The following is a 17,631-nucleotide window of genomic DNA, read 5'->3' on the forward strand; positions in this document are numbered from 1 at the left end:
CATGCGCCTGGTGAAGCTGATCGCCAATCTCGGCTATGGCAGCCGCAAGGAAATCCAGACCGCGATCCGCCACGGCTGGGTGACGGACCGGGAGGGCAACCGGCTGAAGGCCGACGCGAAGACGGCGCACGAGGACATTCTGTTCGACGACGAGCCGCTCGATCCGGCACCGGGCATGGTCATCCTGATGAACAAGCCGCTCGGCTATACCTGCTCGACCAAGGACCAGGGCCGGCTGGTCTATGACCTGCTGCCGGACCGCTACCGGATGCGCAAGCCGGTGCTGTCCACCATCGGGCGGCTTGACAAGGAAACCTCAGGCGCCCTTCTTCTCACGGACGATGGGACCTTCCTGCACAAGGTTATCTCGCCGAAGTCCGAAGTGCCGAAGATCTACGAGGCCGAGCTCGACCGCCCCCTGACCGGCAAGGAGGCCGAGATTTTCGCCTCCGGCGAGATGATGCTGGAGAACGAAACCAAGCCCCTAAAGCCGGCTGAACTTGAGGTTCTGGACGAAAAGCACGCGCGTCTCACCCTGCACGAGGGCCGCTATCACCAGGTCCGCCGCATGTTCGCCGCGGTTGGCAACCACGTCACCACCCTCACCCGCACCCATGTCGGCGGCCTCGGCCTGCACGGCCTTGGCGAGGGCGAATGGAAGCATCTGACGGAAGAGGAAAAGGCGAAGATTTTCGGGTGAGGCTGGCCCGTCTCACTCCGTCATATCCGAACTTGATCCGGGCATCCAACCCGTGAACTCGGTTCAAGACCGGAGCCAGTCCTGAACGTCATTGAAACGGAAGGAACCCCATGGTCAAGCCATGGGAGAACGACGGCAAGTTCATGTGCCCCTCGCGATGGCACGATCGGCGCCATCGCTTAGATTGATCCGACCATCGGCTGTCAGGCGCTCTTGCGGCTGTCGCTGTCGGGCAGCTCGATGTCGATACCGAGCGTCGTGATATCGCCGGAGCGATCCATCTCGAGGCGAACCGCCTCAGGATCCACGTTGATGTGCTTGGCCACCACGGCGAGGATATCCTCGCGAAGGGACGAGATCAGTTTCGCATCATAGACCGTGTCGCCGCTGCGCTCATGAGCCAGGAGAATCTGCAGCCTGTTCTTGGCAACCGAAGCGCTCTGGCCCCGCTTGCCGAAGAAACTCATGATGTTCATGCAGCCCTCCCCTTGAAGAGCTTGCCGAACAGGCCCTTCTTCTCGGAAGGAATGGTAACGGGAATGTCTTCGCCGAGCAGACGCTGTGTGGCTTCCGAATAGGCCTTTGCCGCCGGAGAATTCTCGTCCGACAGGGTGACGGGAAGACCGACGTTCGAGGCCTTGAGCACGTCCTTGCTCTCCGGGATGACGCCGATCAGCGGCACGGAGAGAATGTCGACCACGTCGTCCACCGACAGCATGTCGCCGAGCTTTGCACGCTCCGCATCGTAGCGGGTGATGAGCAAATGCTTGGGCATGCGGCCGCCGCTTTCCGCAACAACGGTCTTGGCATCGAGCAGGCCGATGATGCGGTCACAGTCACGGACCGAAGACACTTCCGGGTTGGAGACGATGATCGCCTCGTCCGCATAGCGCATGGCTAGGGTCGCGCCGCGTTCGATTCCGGCCGGGCTGTCGCAGACGACCCAGTCGAAATACATGCGCAGCTCGTTGATTACCGAGGCAACGCCCTCGTCGGTCAACGCGTCCTTGTCGCGGGTCTGGGAGGCAGGAAGCAGGTAGAGGTTTTCAAGCTTCTTGTCCCGCACCAGAGCCTGCTTGATCGAGGCCTCGCCGCGCACGACGTTGACCAGGTCGAAGACGACCCGGCGCTCTGCGCCCATGATCAGGTCGAGGTTGCGCAGACCTACGTCGAAATCCACCGCGCAGACCTTGTATCCCTGCTTGGCCAGGGCCGATGCAATGGCGGCGGTGGAAGTCGTCTTGCCGACCCCGCCCTTGCCCGACGTGACCACGATGACAGTGGCTTTGCTCATATGTGCTTTCCTGTTTTCCAAACTTCCGGTGCGACCCCGGAAAACTCAAAGACAGCAGTTGTTGTTCAAGTCAGAGGCTCGAAAATCAGCTTCTCGTTCTCGAAGCGGATCTGGGCCGGCTTGTTCAGAACGTCGCCGGTGAAGTCGTCGGCGATCTGGTAAAGGCCGTTGATGGAGACGAGTTCCGCATCCAGCTTCGTACAGAAGATGCGGGCATTGTCGTCACCCGCCACGCCAGCCAGTGCCCGGCCGCGCAGTGCGCCATAGACATGGATGGAACCGCCGGCAATGACCTCCGCGCCGGACGACACCGAGCCGAGAATGGTCACGTCGCCTTCCGGGTGCATCACGCTCTGGCCAGAGCGGACAGGCTCGGAGATGACGATCGACTGCCCGTCGCGCGGCACCGGCGCTTCGGCGACGTCGTCCGAAGTGATGGTTGCCTCGGGTTCGGTCTTTGCGGCGGCTGGTTTGGGCTGGGTGTCCGCAGCGCCAACAGGCTCGGGAACCTCGACATCGGCGGTCAACCGGCCGCCACCGAAGCTCGGCGGCATACCGGGTTTCAGGCGCGTCCCGGCAATGCCGTCGATACCCATGACGCGAATCGAGCGTTCGTTCAGGCCGGCCAACAGGACTTCCAGATCCTCGATGGGCATCTTCGTGCCACGCACATCCAGAATGATCGGCCGATCAATGAAGAACCCTGGCGACCGGGAGATGATCCGATCAAGCTCGGCAAACCAGTCTTCTGCCGGGATTTCCGGCTTCAGGACGATGGCGATAAAGGACTTACCCTTGAACTTCATGAAGGGGCTCGTGGCGCTTTCGAGGCTGGGGACGACGCGGAACGTTACAGTAGCGCGACAGGTAGCACTCCTGAGGTCGAACATTAGGGCAAACCGCCGTTTTCCACTGATATTGACCGCAAAAACACGGAGGGACATATCAAGAACCTGCAAGGCATCGACGTCGTGCCACTCGGCGGCACACGGAGAAGACGAGCAGGCTCAAGGGCCTAGCCCGGCAAATCGGGACGAGCTAGGCTGTACCGGTGAGCGGCACGCACGATGCGGCTCCGCACGCAGGAAATCCGATGCCCGAACTTTCGAATCGCTCCCTGGACCGGGGAATCGACGTGCTGGAGACACTGGCGCAAAAAGGTGCCTGTTCGCTAGCCGACCTCCACCGCCATACAGGGCTTGCAAAGTCGACCCTGCGCCGGCTTCTCGGCACCTTGATGGAACGGCACATCGTGCGCCAATCCCTGACGGACAAGATGTTCCGTTCCAACGTCATCTTTCCGCCCGGCAGCGACGCACCGCAGGCGCTTGAGCTGGCGATGCTGATAGACCGGGCCATGCCTATCCTCAGCGACCTCACGGCAAGGGTCGGATGGCCGTCGGACATTCACATCCTGTCAGGGTCGCGAATGCGCATCATCGACTCGACCCGCCCGCTCAGCCCGTACCGGCTGAACCATGGCTTCGTGAACCGGGTCATCAATGTCTTCGGCTCCGCCACCGGCTCCGCGTGCCTTGCCGCAATGTCCGACGAGACCGTGGCCGAGCATCACAAGAACACGGCGAACGATGCCACCTGGGGCCTTAAACGGTTCGAAACGGACCTGCAGACCTATCTCAAGCGTCTGCAGGAGGTTCGCAAGACAGGTTACGGTACCCGGCTGTCCAACTATCTCGGCGAGACCGTTCTGGATGACGGCCTGGCTGCGATCGCCGTGCCCATTTTCGTCAACGACTGGCCATCGGGCGCGATCACGCTCATATGGCCAAGGGCGTACAAATCGACAGCAGAGTTCGCGGCCCTCCACCTTGGCGACCTGAAACGGACAGCCGAGCGAATTACCGAGGCCTTCGCCGGAAAGGGCGAACCGCTACCGAAGGGCTGAGAGGCAAGACTGCCCGGGCAACTAGCCGGAGAAAAGCATGGAATAGGTGATGGTCGCGTGGGAATGCTCGCGCATCATCGCTTCGGCGCGTGCTGCATCGCCCTTGCGAATGGCATCGTAAACGACGAGATGCTGTGCGTGACCGATGGTCAGGCGCTGGACTTCCGTGTCGTAGGCATCGCAATTGAAGACCAGGACGCCGAGCTTCAGCAGAGGCAGGCTTTCGAGGCGGTTGTAGGTAAAGGGAATGAAGGAGTTTCCACACTCCTGCATGATGGTTTCGTGAAACAGCCTGTTGCCTTCCTGGTAAAGGTCCACGCCTGTTTCGCACCGTGCAGTCAGGCGCTCGAGGGCCTCGCCGGTGAGACGGAGTGAGCTGCGCAGGATTTCATCGACGCGCGGCTCCAGACCTTTTTGGGCAAGCGAGCGCGCAGCAAGCCCCTCGAGAACACCGCGCACCTCATAGGCTTTCGATGCATCCTCGAAATCGAAGTCGACGACATTATAGCCACGACCCGAACGCTTCTCGATCAGGCCCTCCACTTCAAGGGCGCGCAATGCCAGGCGAACGGGGGTCCGTGACACCTTGAGCAGGCCAGATAAGCCCACCTCGGTGATTTTCTCACCAGCCGGGATTGATCCGTCCATGATCAGACGCCGTAACGTCATCAGCACCCGCTCGTCGGAGCTGGCATTTTCGCCATCAGGTCCTTCCAGGACATCCAGCCCGGAAACGGCCAAAGCATCGGTTTCATTACTTTTCATACTCGAACTATAATTTTTGGATCCATTAAATGTCAACAAATGGATCCACGATTCACCAAAAGCCCTACGTAGTTCGTTAAATTCAGTTTTTTCGGACTTTCGCGGCTTGCCATTCTGGATCCAAAGTGCATTATTCATGGCAGACGCGGCTCCAGTTTTGGGAGACGGAGAGCGCGTCCCGACACACTCAGGGAGGAGTGACATGAACAGACGTAAGATGCTTGCCCGCCTGTCCACGGGCATCGCGGCCGTTAGCACGGCCAGCCTTCTCACCTTTTCCGCTCTGGCCGCCGATGTTGTGAAGATCGGCTCTGTCGCACCGAAGACCGGCCCTCTGGCCGGTGGTTCGACCGTGACCCAGTGGCCGAACGTGGAACTGTGGGTGAAGCAGGTCAACGCCCGCGGCGGCCTGAAGCTCAAGGACGGCCAGAAGAAGATCGAACTTGTCGAATATGACGACAAGACCAACCCGGGCGAGCACATCAAGGCGGTTCAGCGCCTGGCGACCCAGGATGAAGTCGATTTCATCGTCGCACCCTATGGCACCGGCTTCAACATCGCCGCAGCTCCGATCTACGCCAAGTACGGCTACCCGCAGATCGCAGTCAGCGCCATCACCGACAAGATCGGCGAACTGACGGAGCGCTACCCGTCGCTGTTCTTCACGCTCGGCTCCACCACTGCCTTCGTCCAAGGCGTGCGTGACGTTCTGGTCGACCTGCGAGACAAGGGTGAGATCGGCAACAAGGTTGCCATGGTCAACGTCGCCGACGCCTTCGGCATCGAACTTGCCGACGTTGCCCGTCCGCTCCTGACCGAAGCCGGTTTCGAACTCGTCTATGACAAGTCCTACCCGCTCGGCACCCCGGACCTGTCCCCGATCATCAAGGGCGCCAAGGCAGCCAACCCGGATGCCTTCGTTGCTTGGTCCTACCCGCCGGACACGTTCGGCCTTACCGAACAGGCGATCATCGAAGACCTGAACGTCAAGGCCTTCTACACAGCCGTTGCGACCAGCTTCCCGGCCTATGGCGGCAAGTTCGGCTCCAAGATCAACAACAACCTTGGTGCTGGCGGCGTCAACCCCGACACACCGGCCATGAAAACCTACCGCGAGCAGCACAAGGAAATCACCGGCAAGGATGCCGACTACTGGGCATCCGCGAACACCTATGTCTCGCTCCAGATCCTGGAGCAGGCAATCGAGGGCGTCGGTGAACTCGATCGCGCCAAGGTGACCCAGTATATCAAGGACAACACCTTCGATACGATCATGGGCGATATCAAGTTCGAGAACCAGAACTCCGAAAAGTACTGGACCGTGGGTCAGTGGCAGGATGGCGTCTTCCGCGGCGTCGCATCGGTCAACGTCGACGGTGCAGTTCCGGTTCGCCTGAAGGACGGCTGGAAATAAGCCTTCCCGATGCGCAGAAACGAGGCCGGGAGTTCAACTCCCGGCCTCATCCCAATGCTCGAATAGACAGACCCCGATGGATATTCTGATTTCCGGCCTCCTGCTGGGCGGTACCTACGCGCTCGTCGCAATGGGACTGAACCTCCAGTACGGCGTTGCCCGCATCATGAATCTGGCCAATGGCGAGACGCTGGTTCTCGGCGCCCTTGCCGCGTTCTGGATGTTTACGGCCGCCCAGCTCAGCCCTCTTCTGACCATGATCGTGGTCGCCCCCCTCGCCTTCCTGGGCAACTGGCTCATCTACCAGCTCTTGTTGCGCCCGCTGGTCAAGCGCGCCAAGAACCAGGGCCAGCTGGAAGTGGACTCCATCCTGGCGACCTTCGGCATGAGTTTCGCCCTCGTCGGCATCATGGTGTCGATCCACGGCGAGTATTTCACCTATTCCTACCTGGCGAACCCGTTCGATCTCCTCGGCACGACCGTTGCCGTCAACAGGGTCGTCGCCTTTGTAGTCGCTGCCGTCATCGGTGTCGGTCTCGTACTCTGGCTGAATTTCACCCGCCCCGGTACTGCCGTTCGAGCCGTCTCGGTGAGCACGGAAGCAGCCAAGCTCGTCGGCATCAACGTCCCGCGCGTTTCGGCCCTCGCGTTCGCCCTTGGCGGCGCGGTAACCGCAGTCGGCGGAACCCTGATCTCGACCTTCATCACGCTGGATGCCTCCATCGGCGTCATCTTCACCATGAAAGCGCTGATCATCGTCATCATGGGCGGTGTCGGTGACATTCGCGGCTCGATCATTGCCGCTGTCCTGCTCGGTCTGGTGGAGACTGCCGTCGCAACCCTGATCGACCCCGGCCTCACCCTCGTTGCGGCCTACGTGATCTTCCTCGGCATCCTCCTGTTCCGCCCACAGGGCCTGTTCGGAAAGCGTACAACATGACCAACAAAGGCTGGAAAGAGATCGGCCTCATCGCCTGTCTCGTGGTGCTTGCGGCCTTCGTTCCCTTCGTCACGAACGGCTACTGGCTGTCCATCGCCGTAACCGCGATGATGTATATCGCGCTGGCAACCGCATGGACGCTGTTCTCGGGGCCCACCCACTACATTTCCCTGGCAACAGGCGCATTCTTCGGTGTCGGCGGCTATCTCGTCGCCACGGGCATGAGCGACTATGACATCAACTTCTGGGTCATGGCCGCGGTCGCCCCGCTGGTCGCGGTCGTCCTCGCAGCGCTCGTGGGCGCGGCAACCCTTCGCCTTAGCGGCATCTACTTCGTGATCTTCACGCTCGGCCTGGCGGAGATGATCCGCGGCCTGATCTCCTGGATCCAGAACAACTTCCTCGGCTCGCGCGGACTTTACGTCCTCACCGATTTCTCCGAAGAACATATCTACTGGATGCTGCTGGCGGTCGCCGCGGTCGTCTACCTGATCGGCTGGCTGATCGAACGCTCGAAACTGGGCTTTGCCCTGAAGATCATCGGCAACGATGAAGGCGTTGCGAAGCACCTGGGCATCAACACCGCTGCCGCCAAAGTGGTTCTGTTCATGATCACCGGGTATTTCACCGCGCTTGTCGGCGTGATCATGGCGCCGCGCTACTCCTATATCGAGCCGAACCTGGTGTTCTCGCCCGAACTCAGCTTCCTGGTTGTCATCATGGCGCTTCTGGGCGGCACCCAGCGGCTCTGGGGCCCCATCATCGGCGTCATCCCCTTCACGCTCATCTGGGAGGCCATCACCGTGTCCTTTCCCAATGCAACGACGCTCTATCTCGGCCTGTCGTTCCTCCTGATCGTCTATTTCATCCCGAACGGCGTCGTCGGTCTGGTTGAGAAATTCGCAAAGCTGGGGGACGCATGAGCCAGCCCGGACGCACTCTCCTCAAGGTTCAGGGCCTGACCAAGCGCTTTGGCGGCCTGGTTGCGGTCAACAACATGACCTTCGACGTGCATGAGCACGAAGTCATGGGGATCATCGGACCGAATGGTTCAGGGAAAACCACGACCATGAACATGATCTCGGGAGCCTTTGCGCCTTCGAGTGGCTCGATCACTATGAACGGGCAACGGCTTTCGGGCCTTCCCGCGCACAAGATCGCCCATCAGGGCGTGTCGCGCACGTTCCAGCTGGTGCGCGTACTGCCCGGTCTCAGCCTCATCGACAATGTGGTCGCGGGCGCAGCCTTCGGCCATCGCCGCCGCTGGGGTTCTGATGCGGAACATTTCGCGCGCGGCCTCCTGGAACGCATCGGGCTCGGCGAGCACATCCACCTGCCGGTGAATTCGCTGACCTATATCGACCAGAAGCGGCTGGAACTTGCCCGCGCGCTCGCCAGCGAACCTGAAGTGCTGCTGCTGGATGAATGGCTCGCAGGATTGAACCCGACGGAACTGCAGGAAGGCATTGACCTGATTGCAGAGCTGCGCCGGGAAGGCCGTACAATCATCCTCGTCGAACACGTGATGGACGCCATCCGGTCGCTCTGCGACCGCTGCGTCGTCATGAATTCGGGTACCAAGATCGCCGAGGGAACGCCGGCAGACGTCCTGTCCGACCCGGAAGTGATCCGGGCCTATCTGGGAGACGAATGATGCTCGATATCCGCAATCTCTCGGCGGCCTACGGCATGCACCGGGCCCTTGCCGGTGTCTCGATCAATGTCGAGGAAGGCGAGATCGTCGTCATTCTCGGCGCGAATGGCGCGGGAAAGAGTACGCTCCTGCGCGCCATTGCCGGCATGTGTGAAGGACAGGTGGGCGGCGATGTTCTGCTCGATGGCGCGCCTCTGGCAGGTGTGCCGGCTGACGAAATCGTAGAGCGCGGCATCGCCTTCGTTCCGGAAGGGCGCGGCATCTTCGGCGACCTGACCGTGTCGGAAAACCTGATACTCGGCGCCTATTCCAAGCACGCGCGGGCGCGGCAGGACGAAAACCTTGCCCGGGTCTATGAGCTGTTCCCGAAGCTGAGGGAACGCGGCAGTCAGATCGCCCGCACGATGTCCGGCGGCGAACAGCAGATGGTCGCCATCGGCCGCGCCATGATGGCCGACCCGAAGATCCTGATGCTGGACGAGCCGTCGCTCGGCCTGTCTCCCCTGCTTTGCAAGGAACTGTTCCAGAACCTTGCAAAGATTTCGGCGACCGGACTTGGCGTTCTCCTTGTGGAGCAGAATGCCAAGCAGAGCCTTGCCATCGCCGATCGCGGCTACCTGCTGGAAAATGGCGAGATCACCGGCCAGGACAACGCCAAGACACTGCTCAACGATCCGGCGGTGCAGGCCGCCTATCTTGGCGGTGCAGGCGGCGAGACCAAACGCGCAGCCAAACCGGCATCCGAGCCCAAGGGCATTACGGCTGCAAGTTCGGAGAAGGCCTTCGTACGTCCGCGCAGCGGCACGGCGGCCAAGACCTCTTCCGACAGCCTGGCAGGTGAGTCGATCAACGCCCTCGTGGCACGAGCATCTACGGCGCCGCGCCCGGCGACGGCCGCCGCCCCGGCAAAACCCGCGGCGCAAGCTAGTCCTGCGACAGCCTCCGTTCGTTTTACACCCGGAAGCAGCCGCGAACCCTACAGGACGGCGGATGATCCGGAGATCCGGCGCCTGCTGGAAAGCATGGAAGAGGCAGCGAAGTCTGCAAGGAGCGGCGGGTCCGGTTCCTCTTTGCCGCGCACAAGGTCTCATCCGGTGAGCGAGACGCTCCCGGAAATCGAAGTCTACAGGAAGAACCCGCTGGAACATTACCGGCGTGGAGCCTCCGGCAATTTGGAAAAAGTGGAGAAATAAGATGGCCCGCGTATTTGAAGGCTTTTATGCCGGCGGTAGCTGGAAACGTACCGCCAAGACCTTTCAGGATCTGAACCCGGCCAACGATCAGGTCTGGGCCGATGTTGCCGATGCCGACGTGAACGATGTGCGCGCGACGATCCAATCCGCACAGGACGCCTTCCCGGCATGGGCCGAGCTGCCGTTCACCGAGCGCGCCGCCTACATGCTGAAGATCGCCGACGAGATCGAGAAGCGCCAGGGCGACCTGGTCGCCGCCATCCAGGGCGAAGGCGGTGGCTGGTTCGGCAAGGGCATGTTCGAGGCAGGCTATGTCGCCGGTGTCTTCCGTGCCGCCGCCGCGCTCTCCTACGCTCCGATCGGTGAAGTCATGCCGTCCGAACACGGCAAGGTTTCCATGGCCGTCCGTCGTCCGATGGGCGTCGTCACGGTCATCTCTCCGTGGAATTTCCCGGCGCTGCTGACCGCCCGTGGCTTTGCCTTCCCGCTGGTCGCCGGCAACACGATCGTCCTGAAGCCGTCCGAAGAAACCCCCTACTCCGGAGGGATCTTCTTCGCCGAGGTGATGGAGGCCGTCGGCCTGCCGGCCGGCGTCTTCAACGTCGTCACCTGCTCGCGCGAGAACATTGCCGCAATCGGCGACGAGCTGATCGAGAACCCGCTGGTCAAGGGAATCTCCTTCACCGGCTCCACTGCCGTCGGCCGGATGGTCGCCGCGAAGGCGGGCGCACACCTGAAGAAGTGCTGTGTGGAACTGGGCGGCAAGGACAGCCTGATCGTCTGCGAGGACGCGGATCTGGACAAGGCAGCACAGGCAGCCAACTTCGGTTCCTTCATGCACCAGGGCCAGATCTGCATGAGCGTCGAGAAGGTCCTCGTCAACGAGAAGATCTACGACACCTTCCTGGCCAAGTTCGTTGAGCGTGCCGCCAAGCTGAAAATGGGCGACCCGACCACGGACAAGTCCAACATCATCGGCCCGCTGATCAACAACAAGCAGGCAGCCCAGGTGAAGGCGCAGCTCGAAGATGCACTTGCCAAGGGCGCGAAGGCGGTTCTGGGCGGCAACATCAACGGCCGTTTCGTCGAGCCGACGATCCTGACCGGGGTAACACCGGACATGCTGATCTACCAGAACGAGACCTTCGGTCCAGTCGTTCCGGTGATTCCGTTCCGCACCGACGACGAAGCCGTCGCAATCGCCAACGACACCGAATACGGTCTGTCCTCCGGCGTCATGACCGGCGACGAGAAGCGTGGCCTTGAAATCGCTTCGAAGCTGGAAACCGGCATCAGCCACGTGAACTGTTCGTCAGTCAACGACGAGCCACACATCCCGTTCGGCGGTTCCAAGGCGTCCGGCGTCGGCCGTCACGGTGGCCGCTGGTCGATGGAAACCTTCACCGAGACCCGCTGGATCACCCTTGATCGCGGTGGCCGCCACTTCCCGCCGATGTTCTAAGGCGGGAAACTGGAGACAACAGACAGCCGGTTCTGGGAGGACACGATGGCTGAATTGAATTGGACCGGCGGCAAGCTGCTTCAGGACAAGACGATTGTCGTGACCGGCTGTGCCTCCGGGATCGGGTGGGAAACGGCCCGGCTGGTCAAGGCCCTGGGTGGCGATGTGATCGGCATCGACGTGCGCAAGACCGAAGACCATGTCGACGAGCTCTATATTGCCGATTTGTCAGACCGCATGTCGATCAAGGCGCTCATCAATGCCCTGCCGTCCGGGATCGACGGGCTTGCCAATATCGCAGGCCTGCCGCCGACGGCCCCGGCCGAAAAGGTTCTGAAGGTCAATCTCGTAGGCCTGAAGTTCTTCACCGAAGGCCTGATCGGCAAGCTGAACGACGGGGCGTCCATCGTGAACCTTGCCTCTCTGGCCGGCTTCGGCTGGCCCCAGGCGGTGGAAACGATCAAGGCTTCCGAAGATCTGGCTTTCGAGGACGTTGCGGCCTTCATCGCGACCCACAAGGTCGGCAACGAGGGCGGACGCAGCTATTTCTTTTCCAAGGAGGCGTTGATCGCCTGGACCTTGAAGAACCGCTGGACCTGGCGTGAGCGGGATATCCGCATGAACTGCGTCTCGCCAGGACCGGTGGACACACCTATCCTCAAGGATTTCGTCGAAACGCTCGGCGCGCGCGCCGAGGAGGACATGAGGGTCATGGATCGGCCCGGTCGCGCGGAGGATATCGCGCCCGTGGTCGCCTTCCTCCTGTCCGACATGACACACTGGATCAGGGGCACGAACATTCCCGTCGACGGCGGAATGTCCTCGCATGTCCTAACCAATATGCACCGGCTCTGAGGGAGGAGCGCCATGACAACCCTAATCTCTGTCATCATTCTGGCGGCGATTGTCGTTGCTGCCGTGGTGGTGGTCTTCGCAGTCTTCTACCAGCGCTCCACCCGTGAGGTCAGCCTGATCCGCACCGGTATCGGCGGACGCAAGGTGGTGATGGACGGCGGCACGATCGTCCTGCCCTATTTCCACGACATCGCCCGGGTCAACATGCAGACCCTCCGGCTGGAAGTGCACCGCAGCGGCGAAAGCGCACTGATCACCAACGATCGCCTGCGCGTCGATGTGGGCGTGGAATTCTACGTTTCCGTTTCCCCGACCGAGGACGCCATTGCACGGGCTTCCCAGACGCTTGGAACCCGCACATTCAGCGCCGACAAGCTTCGCGACCTGATCGAGGGCAAGCTGATCGACACGCTTCGTGCCGTCGCGGCCCGCATGACCATGGACGAGCTGCATGAAAAACGCGCCGAGTTCGTGCGCGAAGTGACCGCGATGCTCGAAGAGCCGCTTGCGCGCAACGGCCTTGCCCTGGAAAGCGTTTCGCTCACCGCCATGGACCAGACACCGTTCTCGGCGCTGGATGAAAACAACGCCTTCAACGCGGTCGGCATGCGAAAGCTTGCCGAAGTCATTGCGAAGTCGAAGAAGGAACGCGCCGAGATCGACGCGGAGTCCGATGTCGCCGTGCACCGCTCTGCCATGGAAGCCTCCAAGCGCCGTCTTGAAATCGACCTGGAGGAGCAGCAGGCGCAGATCGCACAGGTCCAGGAACTGGAACGTCTGCGCGCGGCCCAGCTTGCCGAGATCGCAGAGCGCAAGGCCGACAGCGAGCGCGCCGTCAACGCTGCCCGTATCAGGATGGAGCAGGATATCCGTTCTGCGGACATCGCCCGCGAGGAAGCCATCCGCGCCGCCGAAATCAAGCAGGCGCAGGCGCTGGAAATGGCCGAGCAGGACCGTGCTATCGCCATTGCCAAGAAGACCCAGGAAGAGAGCAAGGCGGTGACCGCCGCCGATCAGGCCAAGGCCGAAGCCGTGAAGGCTGCTGAAGCCATCGCGACGGCACGCGCTCTTTCCGAAGCTCAGCGCCGCAAGGACGTCGCCGTGCTCGCCGCCCAGCAGGACAGCGAAGTTGCCGGCCAGAAACTCGTCGCGCAGGCCAAGGCCGAGGCCGAAGCGTCTGTTGCGCGGGCCAAGTCCACGCTGGAAGACGCAAAGGCGGAAGCGGAAGCCGCCAAGCTGCGCATCGCCAGCCTGAAGGCTGAAATGGCGGCCAAGGCCGAAGGCCAGAAGGCACTGAATGAGGCGGAGAACGCCTTCAGCGCGGAGATCATCGCGCTCAAGGCCGAGATCGCCAAGCTGGAGGCTTTCCCGAAGATCGTCGAGCAGATGGTCAAGCCTGCAGAAAAGATCGACAGCATCCGCATCAACCACATAACCGGTCTTCCCGGCGTCGGCACCGCATCGGGCGGTTCGGAAGGTGGCTCGTCAAAGACAGCAATCAACCAGGCGCTGGATTCCATCCTCGACATGGCGGTGCAGCTTCCAGCTCTGAAAAAGGTCGGCGAGGAACTCGGTCTTTCGCTCGACCAGAGCTTCAAGGATGTGACCGGCAAACCGAAGTCCTGAGGTCAGAGGCAGCTGGGAAGCGGTTCGCCGCTTCCCTCCCGTCGCTCTCCCCTGGGCACGCCCCCAACCAAAGCGACGGGAAACTGACGCGCGGCACGGTTCTCCCTGCCGCGCTTTTTTTGTTTTGCCCGATCAGAAGCCCCTTTGCCGGGGAACAACTTAACCACAGATGCGTTGATTGCTCGACAACCGACATATTGCAGTGCAAAATATCTTCCAATCCGCCGCCACAGACGCGAGTGGATGCCGCCGGTGAGTAGGTATTATGAGCAATTTCAAGGCAATTCTGGATCTGTTCGGGCTTTCGATCGACGATGCCGCTGCCTATCTGAACGTATCTGCCTCGGATATTGTTCGCTGGTGCGATACGAACGACAGCCCACCCATTGAGGTCTGGCAGTCACTGGTCAAACTGTTCGACAGCATCCGTTTCGCGGCCGAGGACGCTGCGAAGGCCGCCGATCTTGATCATCTTCAGGCGGTCGACCTCAACCGCATATCCTTCGCCGTTCCCGACCAGCTCTCGTCCGAGGCAGGCGCTGTGATGAAGGGTCCGCAACGGGCCATTACCGCCATGGCAGTCGCCTCTCTGGCACGCGTGTTCGTGTAGCCGGGAAATCTTTCCCGAACGATTTCATGCCGCGAGCGCGTGTGTCTTGAAGAAGGATGCAGCAGATCGATATCGACAAAGCGATTGTTTACCGACGGACTTTGCCAACAGTTGAAGCACATCATAAACATGTTCAGGAAAGAGTGGTGCCCGGAGGCGGATTCGAACCACCGACACGCGGATTTTCAATCCGCTGCTCTACCAACTGAGCTATCCGGGCATCAGGCGCTGACCGGAGTGTTCCGTGCGCCGAAAGCTCGGGTCTTATAGAAGCTGGAAACGGGCTTGTCCAGCGCCCCGGCAAAGTTTTTCACCGGGATATCGCAGCTTTTTTCAAGGTAATTGACAGGCGTTGAAAACTCCAGGTTTTCCCTGCTTTTTCAGCCCCCTAGCCTTGGGGACAAGGTCTCCTGAACTGGCCTTTGCCGCCAGAGCAGAAAGCGGACCTGACGCCGGTTCGGTTTTTCCGCCCGGCACGATACCGGTCGCTGTCCAGCTGCCATCACGAATGTTGAAATTTCAGACTACGGAATGCGATCAGCTGGCCGACCCGGTCGAATGAACGCATCGCCAGCCGTTTCCATCAAGGTTCCGGCCCAAGATAGCTCCTCACAGATGTATTGGAACCGTTGTGGGACAGGTTGCCTCCGACCCGGATTGGCACCGTCCCTGAACCTGCCCCAACCAAAGGAGAATGCCTCTCCAGCTTCAGAAATCGGAACTGGAGGCGCTGCAAGACCTTTCGACGCGATCACGCCCGCTTTTCGCTATCGGATGCTCTGCCGGATCTGCAGACGACACTCATTCCTCTGCTTCGCCCGCGTCCATCGTCAGTTTATTCGCTTCGATCACGTCGGTGTTTCTTTCCTGGTTCATCTGCTGAATCTGCAGGAGAGTACTGTCAGTTTCGCCGAATTCGGTTGACCGTACCACGTTGGGGTCGGGCGGTGGCTGAGTGTTGAAAGTCCCGAGCCCGGAATTCGAGCTGCCGAAGCCCGACTGCTGAACTGTTCCGTCTCCCGGCGGGCTGGATTGCCCCCCCGACTGTCCGGGCCTGCTCGAAAGGCTCTGCTGAACGCTGCCCAGATCTGACTGCGTCGTGCGACGGACATTACCACCCGTCGGATCACCGTTGCCGACCTGCAAGGAATAGCCAGGCTGATAGACGCGGTTCGTGGAGCCGTCTGTGCCGGTAAACGTCAGTTCGTCGCCGAAGATCAGGGAAAAAGTTCCACCATTCCCACCGACATTGAGATTTGCGATACCACCGCGAATCCCAATGGTCCCGACAGGCGTATTGATACTGACACCACCGTCCTGCTTTGACAGCCGACCTCCAATGAAGCGGGCAACGCCCTTGCCGAGGGTCGCCACAAGCTTGCCGTTGCCGGCATTGGGGTCATAGACAAACTCATCGATCACGAGGTTCGAGTTGGCGCCCACCGTAAAGGTCGAGCCGTCAACGAGAAGAACCTGGACCAGCCCGGTCGCCTCGGTTTCGATCCGATGCCGGTAAATCACATTGTCGCCCAGAACAAGGGTCTTGCGATTCCCGCCCGGTGGCGTTCCGAAGGCCGAACTGTTTACAGCAGCTGCCACGCCGACCTTTGGCGTCGCTTGCCCGGTTGCCTCTGCATCGACCGGAACGAGGGACAGCAGAAGAGCGGCGCACACGAGGCTTTTTACCGGCCAACTGCGCATCGGCTGCCTCATGAAACGGCTATGGGAAGATCTGGTCATCTTGTCTTCCTTCAAAAACTCTTCATCAGAGAGACCATTGCGGACGCATTGTTGTAGGTCGCAAGGTCATAGTTCGAGGCTTGTCGGCGCAATTCTCCGGTCAGGCCAAGAGCAAGGTCGCCTCTGAACGGAACCTGCAGTGTCACCCGGCCCCACCCTTCGTGATCATGCTGGGCCTGTGTGGCGCTGACGACCGGGTCCGGACCATCGTAGAGGCGGCGGATATATCCGGCTTCCACATCAATCGACCAGGGATATTGCAGCTTCTTGATCGGTGATGCGAACCGGTAGGTGGTTCCGATCCCGCCACCGACCTCCCAGCTCTGTGCCCAGGCGACCTTTGCCTCCTCATAGTCACCAAAGACAAGCACGCGCGCGGTCATCGAGGCCGAGAGCTTGCGCGTGAAAGTCAGAGCCCCGCGCGTGAAATGCCCACTGCGGCCCGAGACATTCGGATGGGAGGCTGTATCGTTGTACCAACGCCGACGAATCTCCAGTTTGGCATTGACAGCTGTGATGGGGTCGATCTGCAGAGCAAAGCGCGCTCCGGCCCCGAGGGCACCTGAATAATTGGCATGGTTCAGGCGGATCCCGTTGGCGATTGCATAAAGACCCAGGCGGGCGTTATCGATCTCAAACCTCTCCAGGTTGATCGACGGTCCTACCGTCAATTCCGCCAGCGCTGTGTCAAGACGACTGACTTCCTTGTAGCGAGCGCCGTAAAAGACGAGATCGGCCTCGAGAAGATCGCCCTGGGTTCCAAGGTCATAGGCCCCATGGACGTTTCCGGCGACAAAGGCACTGGCGTCCTTGCGGCCTGTCGATGTCTCATCCAGAACGAAGGTACTTCCATTCAGTGAAACCTGCCGTGCTCCTGGACCGGCATTAGCATTCGACTGGACGCGAAGACCGGTCACGAGCGTGGCGCTGAAGTCTGCCGGGTTTTCGGCATCGCCAATTGCAGCCAGATAGGTCTGGACCCTGGCTTCGACTTCAGGCGGCACGTCAGGACCTGCCAGTGCCGACGCAAAATAAGTCCGGGCGACATCCGTCGCCCCAAGCCGGAAATAGAGTACCCCCAGCTCAAGCTGCACCCGGGCAAGACCCGGGGAGTAGATCAGTATTCGTTCCAATGTACCGATCGCAGCTTCGTAATCGCCGATCTTGGTCGAAACCAGCGCGTATTCGAACGCGATATCAAGGTTTTCGGGATCGGCAAGCATGACGGTCAGGAGTTGGGCCTGGCGAACACGCAGATCCGTTGGCGAAAACTGTGCAGCACCTTGAGCCAGAGCCGTCGTCGATCCCCCGCCGGTGACGACAATTAGCAACAGGCAAACCAAATGCAGCAGATGGCGAAAAGGCCGTCCCATGCCTTTCTCCAAATCGATTATTTAATAAATAGCACCGCGCGAACGAATTACAGTCTGCCCGACATGGTTAATCGTGGCAAGTCTGGAACCAATGCAGCT

At 60.7% G+C, this 17,631-nt stretch carries 17 protein-coding genes and 1 tRNA gene; 11 read left to right on the forward strand and 7 right to left on the reverse strand.

The features are described 5' to 3' along the window. Position 1 precedes the first annotated feature (1 nt). Entirely contained in the window at positions 2–700 is a 699-nt protein-coding gene (locus ACN0SY_RS04950) for a pseudouridine synthase (RefSeq protein WP_417684986.1), read from the forward strand. Between the two features lie 203 nt (positions 701–903). Here ACN0SY_RS04950 and minE read toward each other — a convergent pair whose 3' ends face one another. The 3 genes from minE to minC all read right to left on the reverse strand — a co-directional run bounded on the left by minE (position 904) and on the right by minC (position 2,800). Further along, complete coding sequence (gene minE, locus ACN0SY_RS04955; protein ID WP_417684988.1) at positions 904–1,176, reverse strand: cell division topological specificity factor MinE; 273 nt, start codon at positions 1,174–1,176, stop codon at positions 904–906. Continuing rightward, positions 1,173–1,994 carry a septum site-determining protein MinD gene (gene minD / locus ACN0SY_RS04960; protein ID WP_417684990.1) on the reverse strand — a complete coding sequence of 274 codons (822 nt, stop codon included), beginning with the start codon at positions 1,992–1,994 and terminating at the stop codon, positions 1,173–1,175. The genes minE and minD overlap by 4 nt, the downstream gene beginning before the upstream one ends. Positions 1,995–2,059: 65 nt before the next feature. After that, positions 2,060–2,800 (reverse strand): septum site-determining protein MinC, encoded by a 741-nt coding sequence (minC, locus tag ACN0SY_RS04965; protein ID WP_417684992.1) that lies wholly within the window; start codon positions 2,798–2,800, stop codon positions 2,060–2,062. Between the two features lie 287 nt (positions 2,801–3,087). Here minC and ACN0SY_RS04970 point away from each other — a divergent pair, with 287 nt between their 5' ends. Then, the gene (locus tag ACN0SY_RS04970; RefSeq protein WP_417684994.1) at positions 3,088–3,900 is read left to right on the forward strand and encodes an IclR family transcriptional regulator; all 813 of its coding nucleotides are present in this window, start codon (positions 3,088–3,090) and stop codon (positions 3,898–3,900) included. Between the two features lie 21 nt (positions 3,901–3,921). On the opposite strand, the gene ACN0SY_RS04975 is transcribed toward ACN0SY_RS04970, so the two are convergent. Then, positions 3,922–4,665 carry a GntR family transcriptional regulator gene (locus ACN0SY_RS04975; protein WP_417684996.1) on the reverse strand — a complete coding sequence of 248 codons (744 nt, stop codon included), beginning with the start codon at positions 4,663–4,665 and terminating at the stop codon, positions 3,922–3,924. A gap of 202 nt (positions 4,666–4,867) precedes the next feature. Here ACN0SY_RS04975 and ACN0SY_RS04980 point away from each other — a divergent pair, with 202 nt between their 5' ends. The 9 genes from ACN0SY_RS04980 (at position 4,868) to ACN0SY_RS05020 (ending at position 14,419) form a co-directional block, all read left to right on the forward strand. Beyond that, positions 4,868–6,079, forward strand: a complete 1,212-nt coding sequence (locus ACN0SY_RS04980; RefSeq protein WP_417684998.1) for an amino acid ABC transporter substrate-binding protein — start codon at positions 4,868–4,870, stop codon at positions 6,077–6,079. Between the two features lie 76 nt (positions 6,080–6,155). Beyond that, positions 6,156–7,019, forward strand: a complete 864-nt coding sequence (locus ACN0SY_RS04985; RefSeq protein ID WP_417685000.1) for a branched-chain amino acid ABC transporter permease — start codon at positions 6,156–6,158, stop codon at positions 7,017–7,019. Next, complete coding sequence (locus ACN0SY_RS04990) at positions 7,016–7,942, forward strand: branched-chain amino acid ABC transporter permease (protein WP_417685002.1); 927 nt, start codon at positions 7,016–7,018, stop codon at positions 7,940–7,942. The genes ACN0SY_RS04985 and ACN0SY_RS04990 overlap by 4 nt, the downstream gene beginning before the upstream one ends. Continuing rightward, positions 7,939–8,673 carry an ABC transporter ATP-binding protein gene (locus tag ACN0SY_RS04995; RefSeq protein ID WP_417685004.1) on the forward strand — a complete coding sequence of 245 codons (735 nt, stop codon included), beginning with the start codon at positions 7,939–7,941 and terminating at the stop codon, positions 8,671–8,673. Before ACN0SY_RS04990 ends, ACN0SY_RS04995 begins: the two co-directional genes overlap by 4 nt. Further along, the gene (locus tag ACN0SY_RS05000; protein ID WP_417685005.1) at positions 8,670–9,866 is read left to right on the forward strand and encodes an ABC transporter ATP-binding protein; all 1,197 of its coding nucleotides are present in this window, start codon (positions 8,670–8,672) and stop codon (positions 9,864–9,866) included. The genes ACN0SY_RS04995 and ACN0SY_RS05000 overlap by 4 nt, the downstream gene beginning before the upstream one ends. A 1-nt stretch (position 9,867) precedes the next feature. Further along, positions 9,868–11,328: an aldehyde dehydrogenase family protein gene (locus ACN0SY_RS05005; RefSeq protein WP_417685007.1), complete on the forward strand. Its 1,461-nt coding sequence runs from the start codon at positions 9,868–9,870 to the stop codon at positions 11,326–11,328. Positions 11,329–11,373: 45 nt separating this feature from the next. After that, entirely contained in the window at positions 11,374–12,183 is an 810-nt protein-coding gene (locus ACN0SY_RS05010; protein WP_417685009.1) for a coniferyl-alcohol dehydrogenase, read from the forward strand. A 12-nt stretch (positions 12,184–12,195) separates the two neighbouring features. Further along, positions 12,196–13,809: a flotillin family protein gene (locus tag ACN0SY_RS05015; protein ID WP_417685011.1), complete on the forward strand. Its 1,614-nt coding sequence runs from the start codon at positions 12,196–12,198 to the stop codon at positions 13,807–13,809. Between the two features lie 265 nt (positions 13,810–14,074). Further along, a complete protein-coding gene (locus ACN0SY_RS05020; RefSeq protein ID WP_417685013.1) occupies positions 14,075–14,419 on the forward strand; it encodes a hypothetical protein in 345 nt (114 codons plus the stop codon). 144 nt (positions 14,420–14,563) lie between these two features. On the opposite strand, the gene ACN0SY_RS05025 is transcribed toward ACN0SY_RS05020, so the two are convergent. The 3 genes from ACN0SY_RS05025 to ACN0SY_RS05035 all read right to left on the reverse strand — a co-directional run bounded on the left by ACN0SY_RS05025 (position 14,564) and on the right by ACN0SY_RS05035 (position 17,532). Next, positions 14,564–14,639 (reverse strand) — tRNA-Phe (locus ACN0SY_RS05025). 581 nt (positions 14,640–15,220) lie between these two features. Next, the gene (locus tag ACN0SY_RS05030) at positions 15,221–16,159 is read right to left on the reverse strand and encodes a FecR family protein (protein WP_417685015.1); all 939 of its coding nucleotides are present in this window, start codon (positions 16,157–16,159) and stop codon (positions 15,221–15,223) included. 11 nt (positions 16,160–16,170) lie between these two features. Next, positions 16,171–17,532: a hypothetical protein gene (locus ACN0SY_RS05035; protein WP_417685016.1), complete on the reverse strand. Its 1,362-nt coding sequence runs from the start codon at positions 17,530–17,532 to the stop codon at positions 16,171–16,173. Positions 17,533–17,631 lie beyond the last annotated feature (99 nt).

The sequence above is a fragment of the Roseibium sp. genome (assembly GCF_048261595.1).
Classification (GTDB): domain Bacteria; phylum Pseudomonadota; class Alphaproteobacteria; order Rhizobiales; family Stappiaceae; genus Roseibium.

What these genes read in the sequence shown, in the direction of transcription:
- ACN0SY_RS04985 (WP_417685000.1), top strand. Translation starts at nt 6,156, where the DNA reads ATGGATATTCTGATTTCCGGCCTCCTGCTGGGCGGTACCTACGCGCTC.
- ACN0SY_RS05030 (WP_417685015.1), bottom strand. Translation starts at nt 16,159, where the DNA reads ATGACCAGATCTTCCCATAGCCGTTTCATGAGGCAGCCGATGCGCAGT.
- ACN0SY_RS05020 (WP_417685013.1), top strand. Translation starts at nt 14,075, where the DNA reads ATGAGCAATTTCAAGGCAATTCTGGATCTGTTCGGGCTTTCGATCGAC.
- ACN0SY_RS04995 (WP_417685004.1), top strand. Translation starts at nt 7,939, where the DNA reads ATGAGCCAGCCCGGACGCACTCTCCTCAAGGTTCAGGGCCTGACCAAG.
- minD (WP_417684990.1), bottom strand. Translation starts at nt 1,994, where the DNA reads ATGAGCAAAGCCACTGTCATCGTGGTCACGTCGGGCAAGGGCGGGGTC.
- ACN0SY_RS05005 (WP_417685007.1), top strand. Translation starts at nt 9,868, where the DNA reads ATGGCCCGCGTATTTGAAGGCTTTTATGCCGGCGGTAGCTGGAAACGT.
- ACN0SY_RS05010 (WP_417685009.1), top strand. Translation starts at nt 11,374, where the DNA reads ATGGCTGAATTGAATTGGACCGGCGGCAAGCTGCTTCAGGACAAGACG.
- minE (WP_417684988.1), bottom strand. Translation starts at nt 1,176, where the DNA reads ATGAACATCATGAGTTTCTTCGGCAAGCGGGGCCAGAGCGCTTCGGTT.
- ACN0SY_RS04950 (WP_417684986.1), top strand. Translation starts at nt 2, where the DNA reads ATGCGCCTGGTGAAGCTGATCGCCAATCTCGGCTATGGCAGCCGCAAG.
- ACN0SY_RS05000 (WP_417685005.1), top strand. Translation starts at nt 8,670, where the DNA reads ATGATGCTCGATATCCGCAATCTCTCGGCGGCCTACGGCATGCACCGG.
- ACN0SY_RS05035 (WP_417685016.1), bottom strand. Translation starts at nt 17,532, where the DNA reads ATGGGACGGCCTTTTCGCCATCTGCTGCATTTGGTTTGCCTGTTGCTA.
- ACN0SY_RS04990 (WP_417685002.1), top strand. Translation starts at nt 7,016, where the DNA reads ATGACCAACAAAGGCTGGAAAGAGATCGGCCTCATCGCCTGTCTCGTG.
- minC (WP_417684992.1), bottom strand. Translation starts at nt 2,800, where the DNA reads ATGAAGTTCAAGGGTAAGTCCTTTATCGCCATCGTCCTGAAGCCGGAA.
- ACN0SY_RS04980 (WP_417684998.1), top strand. Translation starts at nt 4,868, where the DNA reads ATGAACAGACGTAAGATGCTTGCCCGCCTGTCCACGGGCATCGCGGCC.
- ACN0SY_RS04975 (WP_417684996.1), bottom strand. Translation starts at nt 4,665, where the DNA reads ATGAAAAGTAATGAAACCGATGCTTTGGCCGTTTCCGGGCTGGATGTC.
- ACN0SY_RS04970 (WP_417684994.1), top strand. Translation starts at nt 3,088, where the DNA reads ATGCCCGAACTTTCGAATCGCTCCCTGGACCGGGGAATCGACGTGCTG.
- ACN0SY_RS05015 (WP_417685011.1), top strand. Translation starts at nt 12,196, where the DNA reads ATGACAACCCTAATCTCTGTCATCATTCTGGCGGCGATTGTCGTTGCT.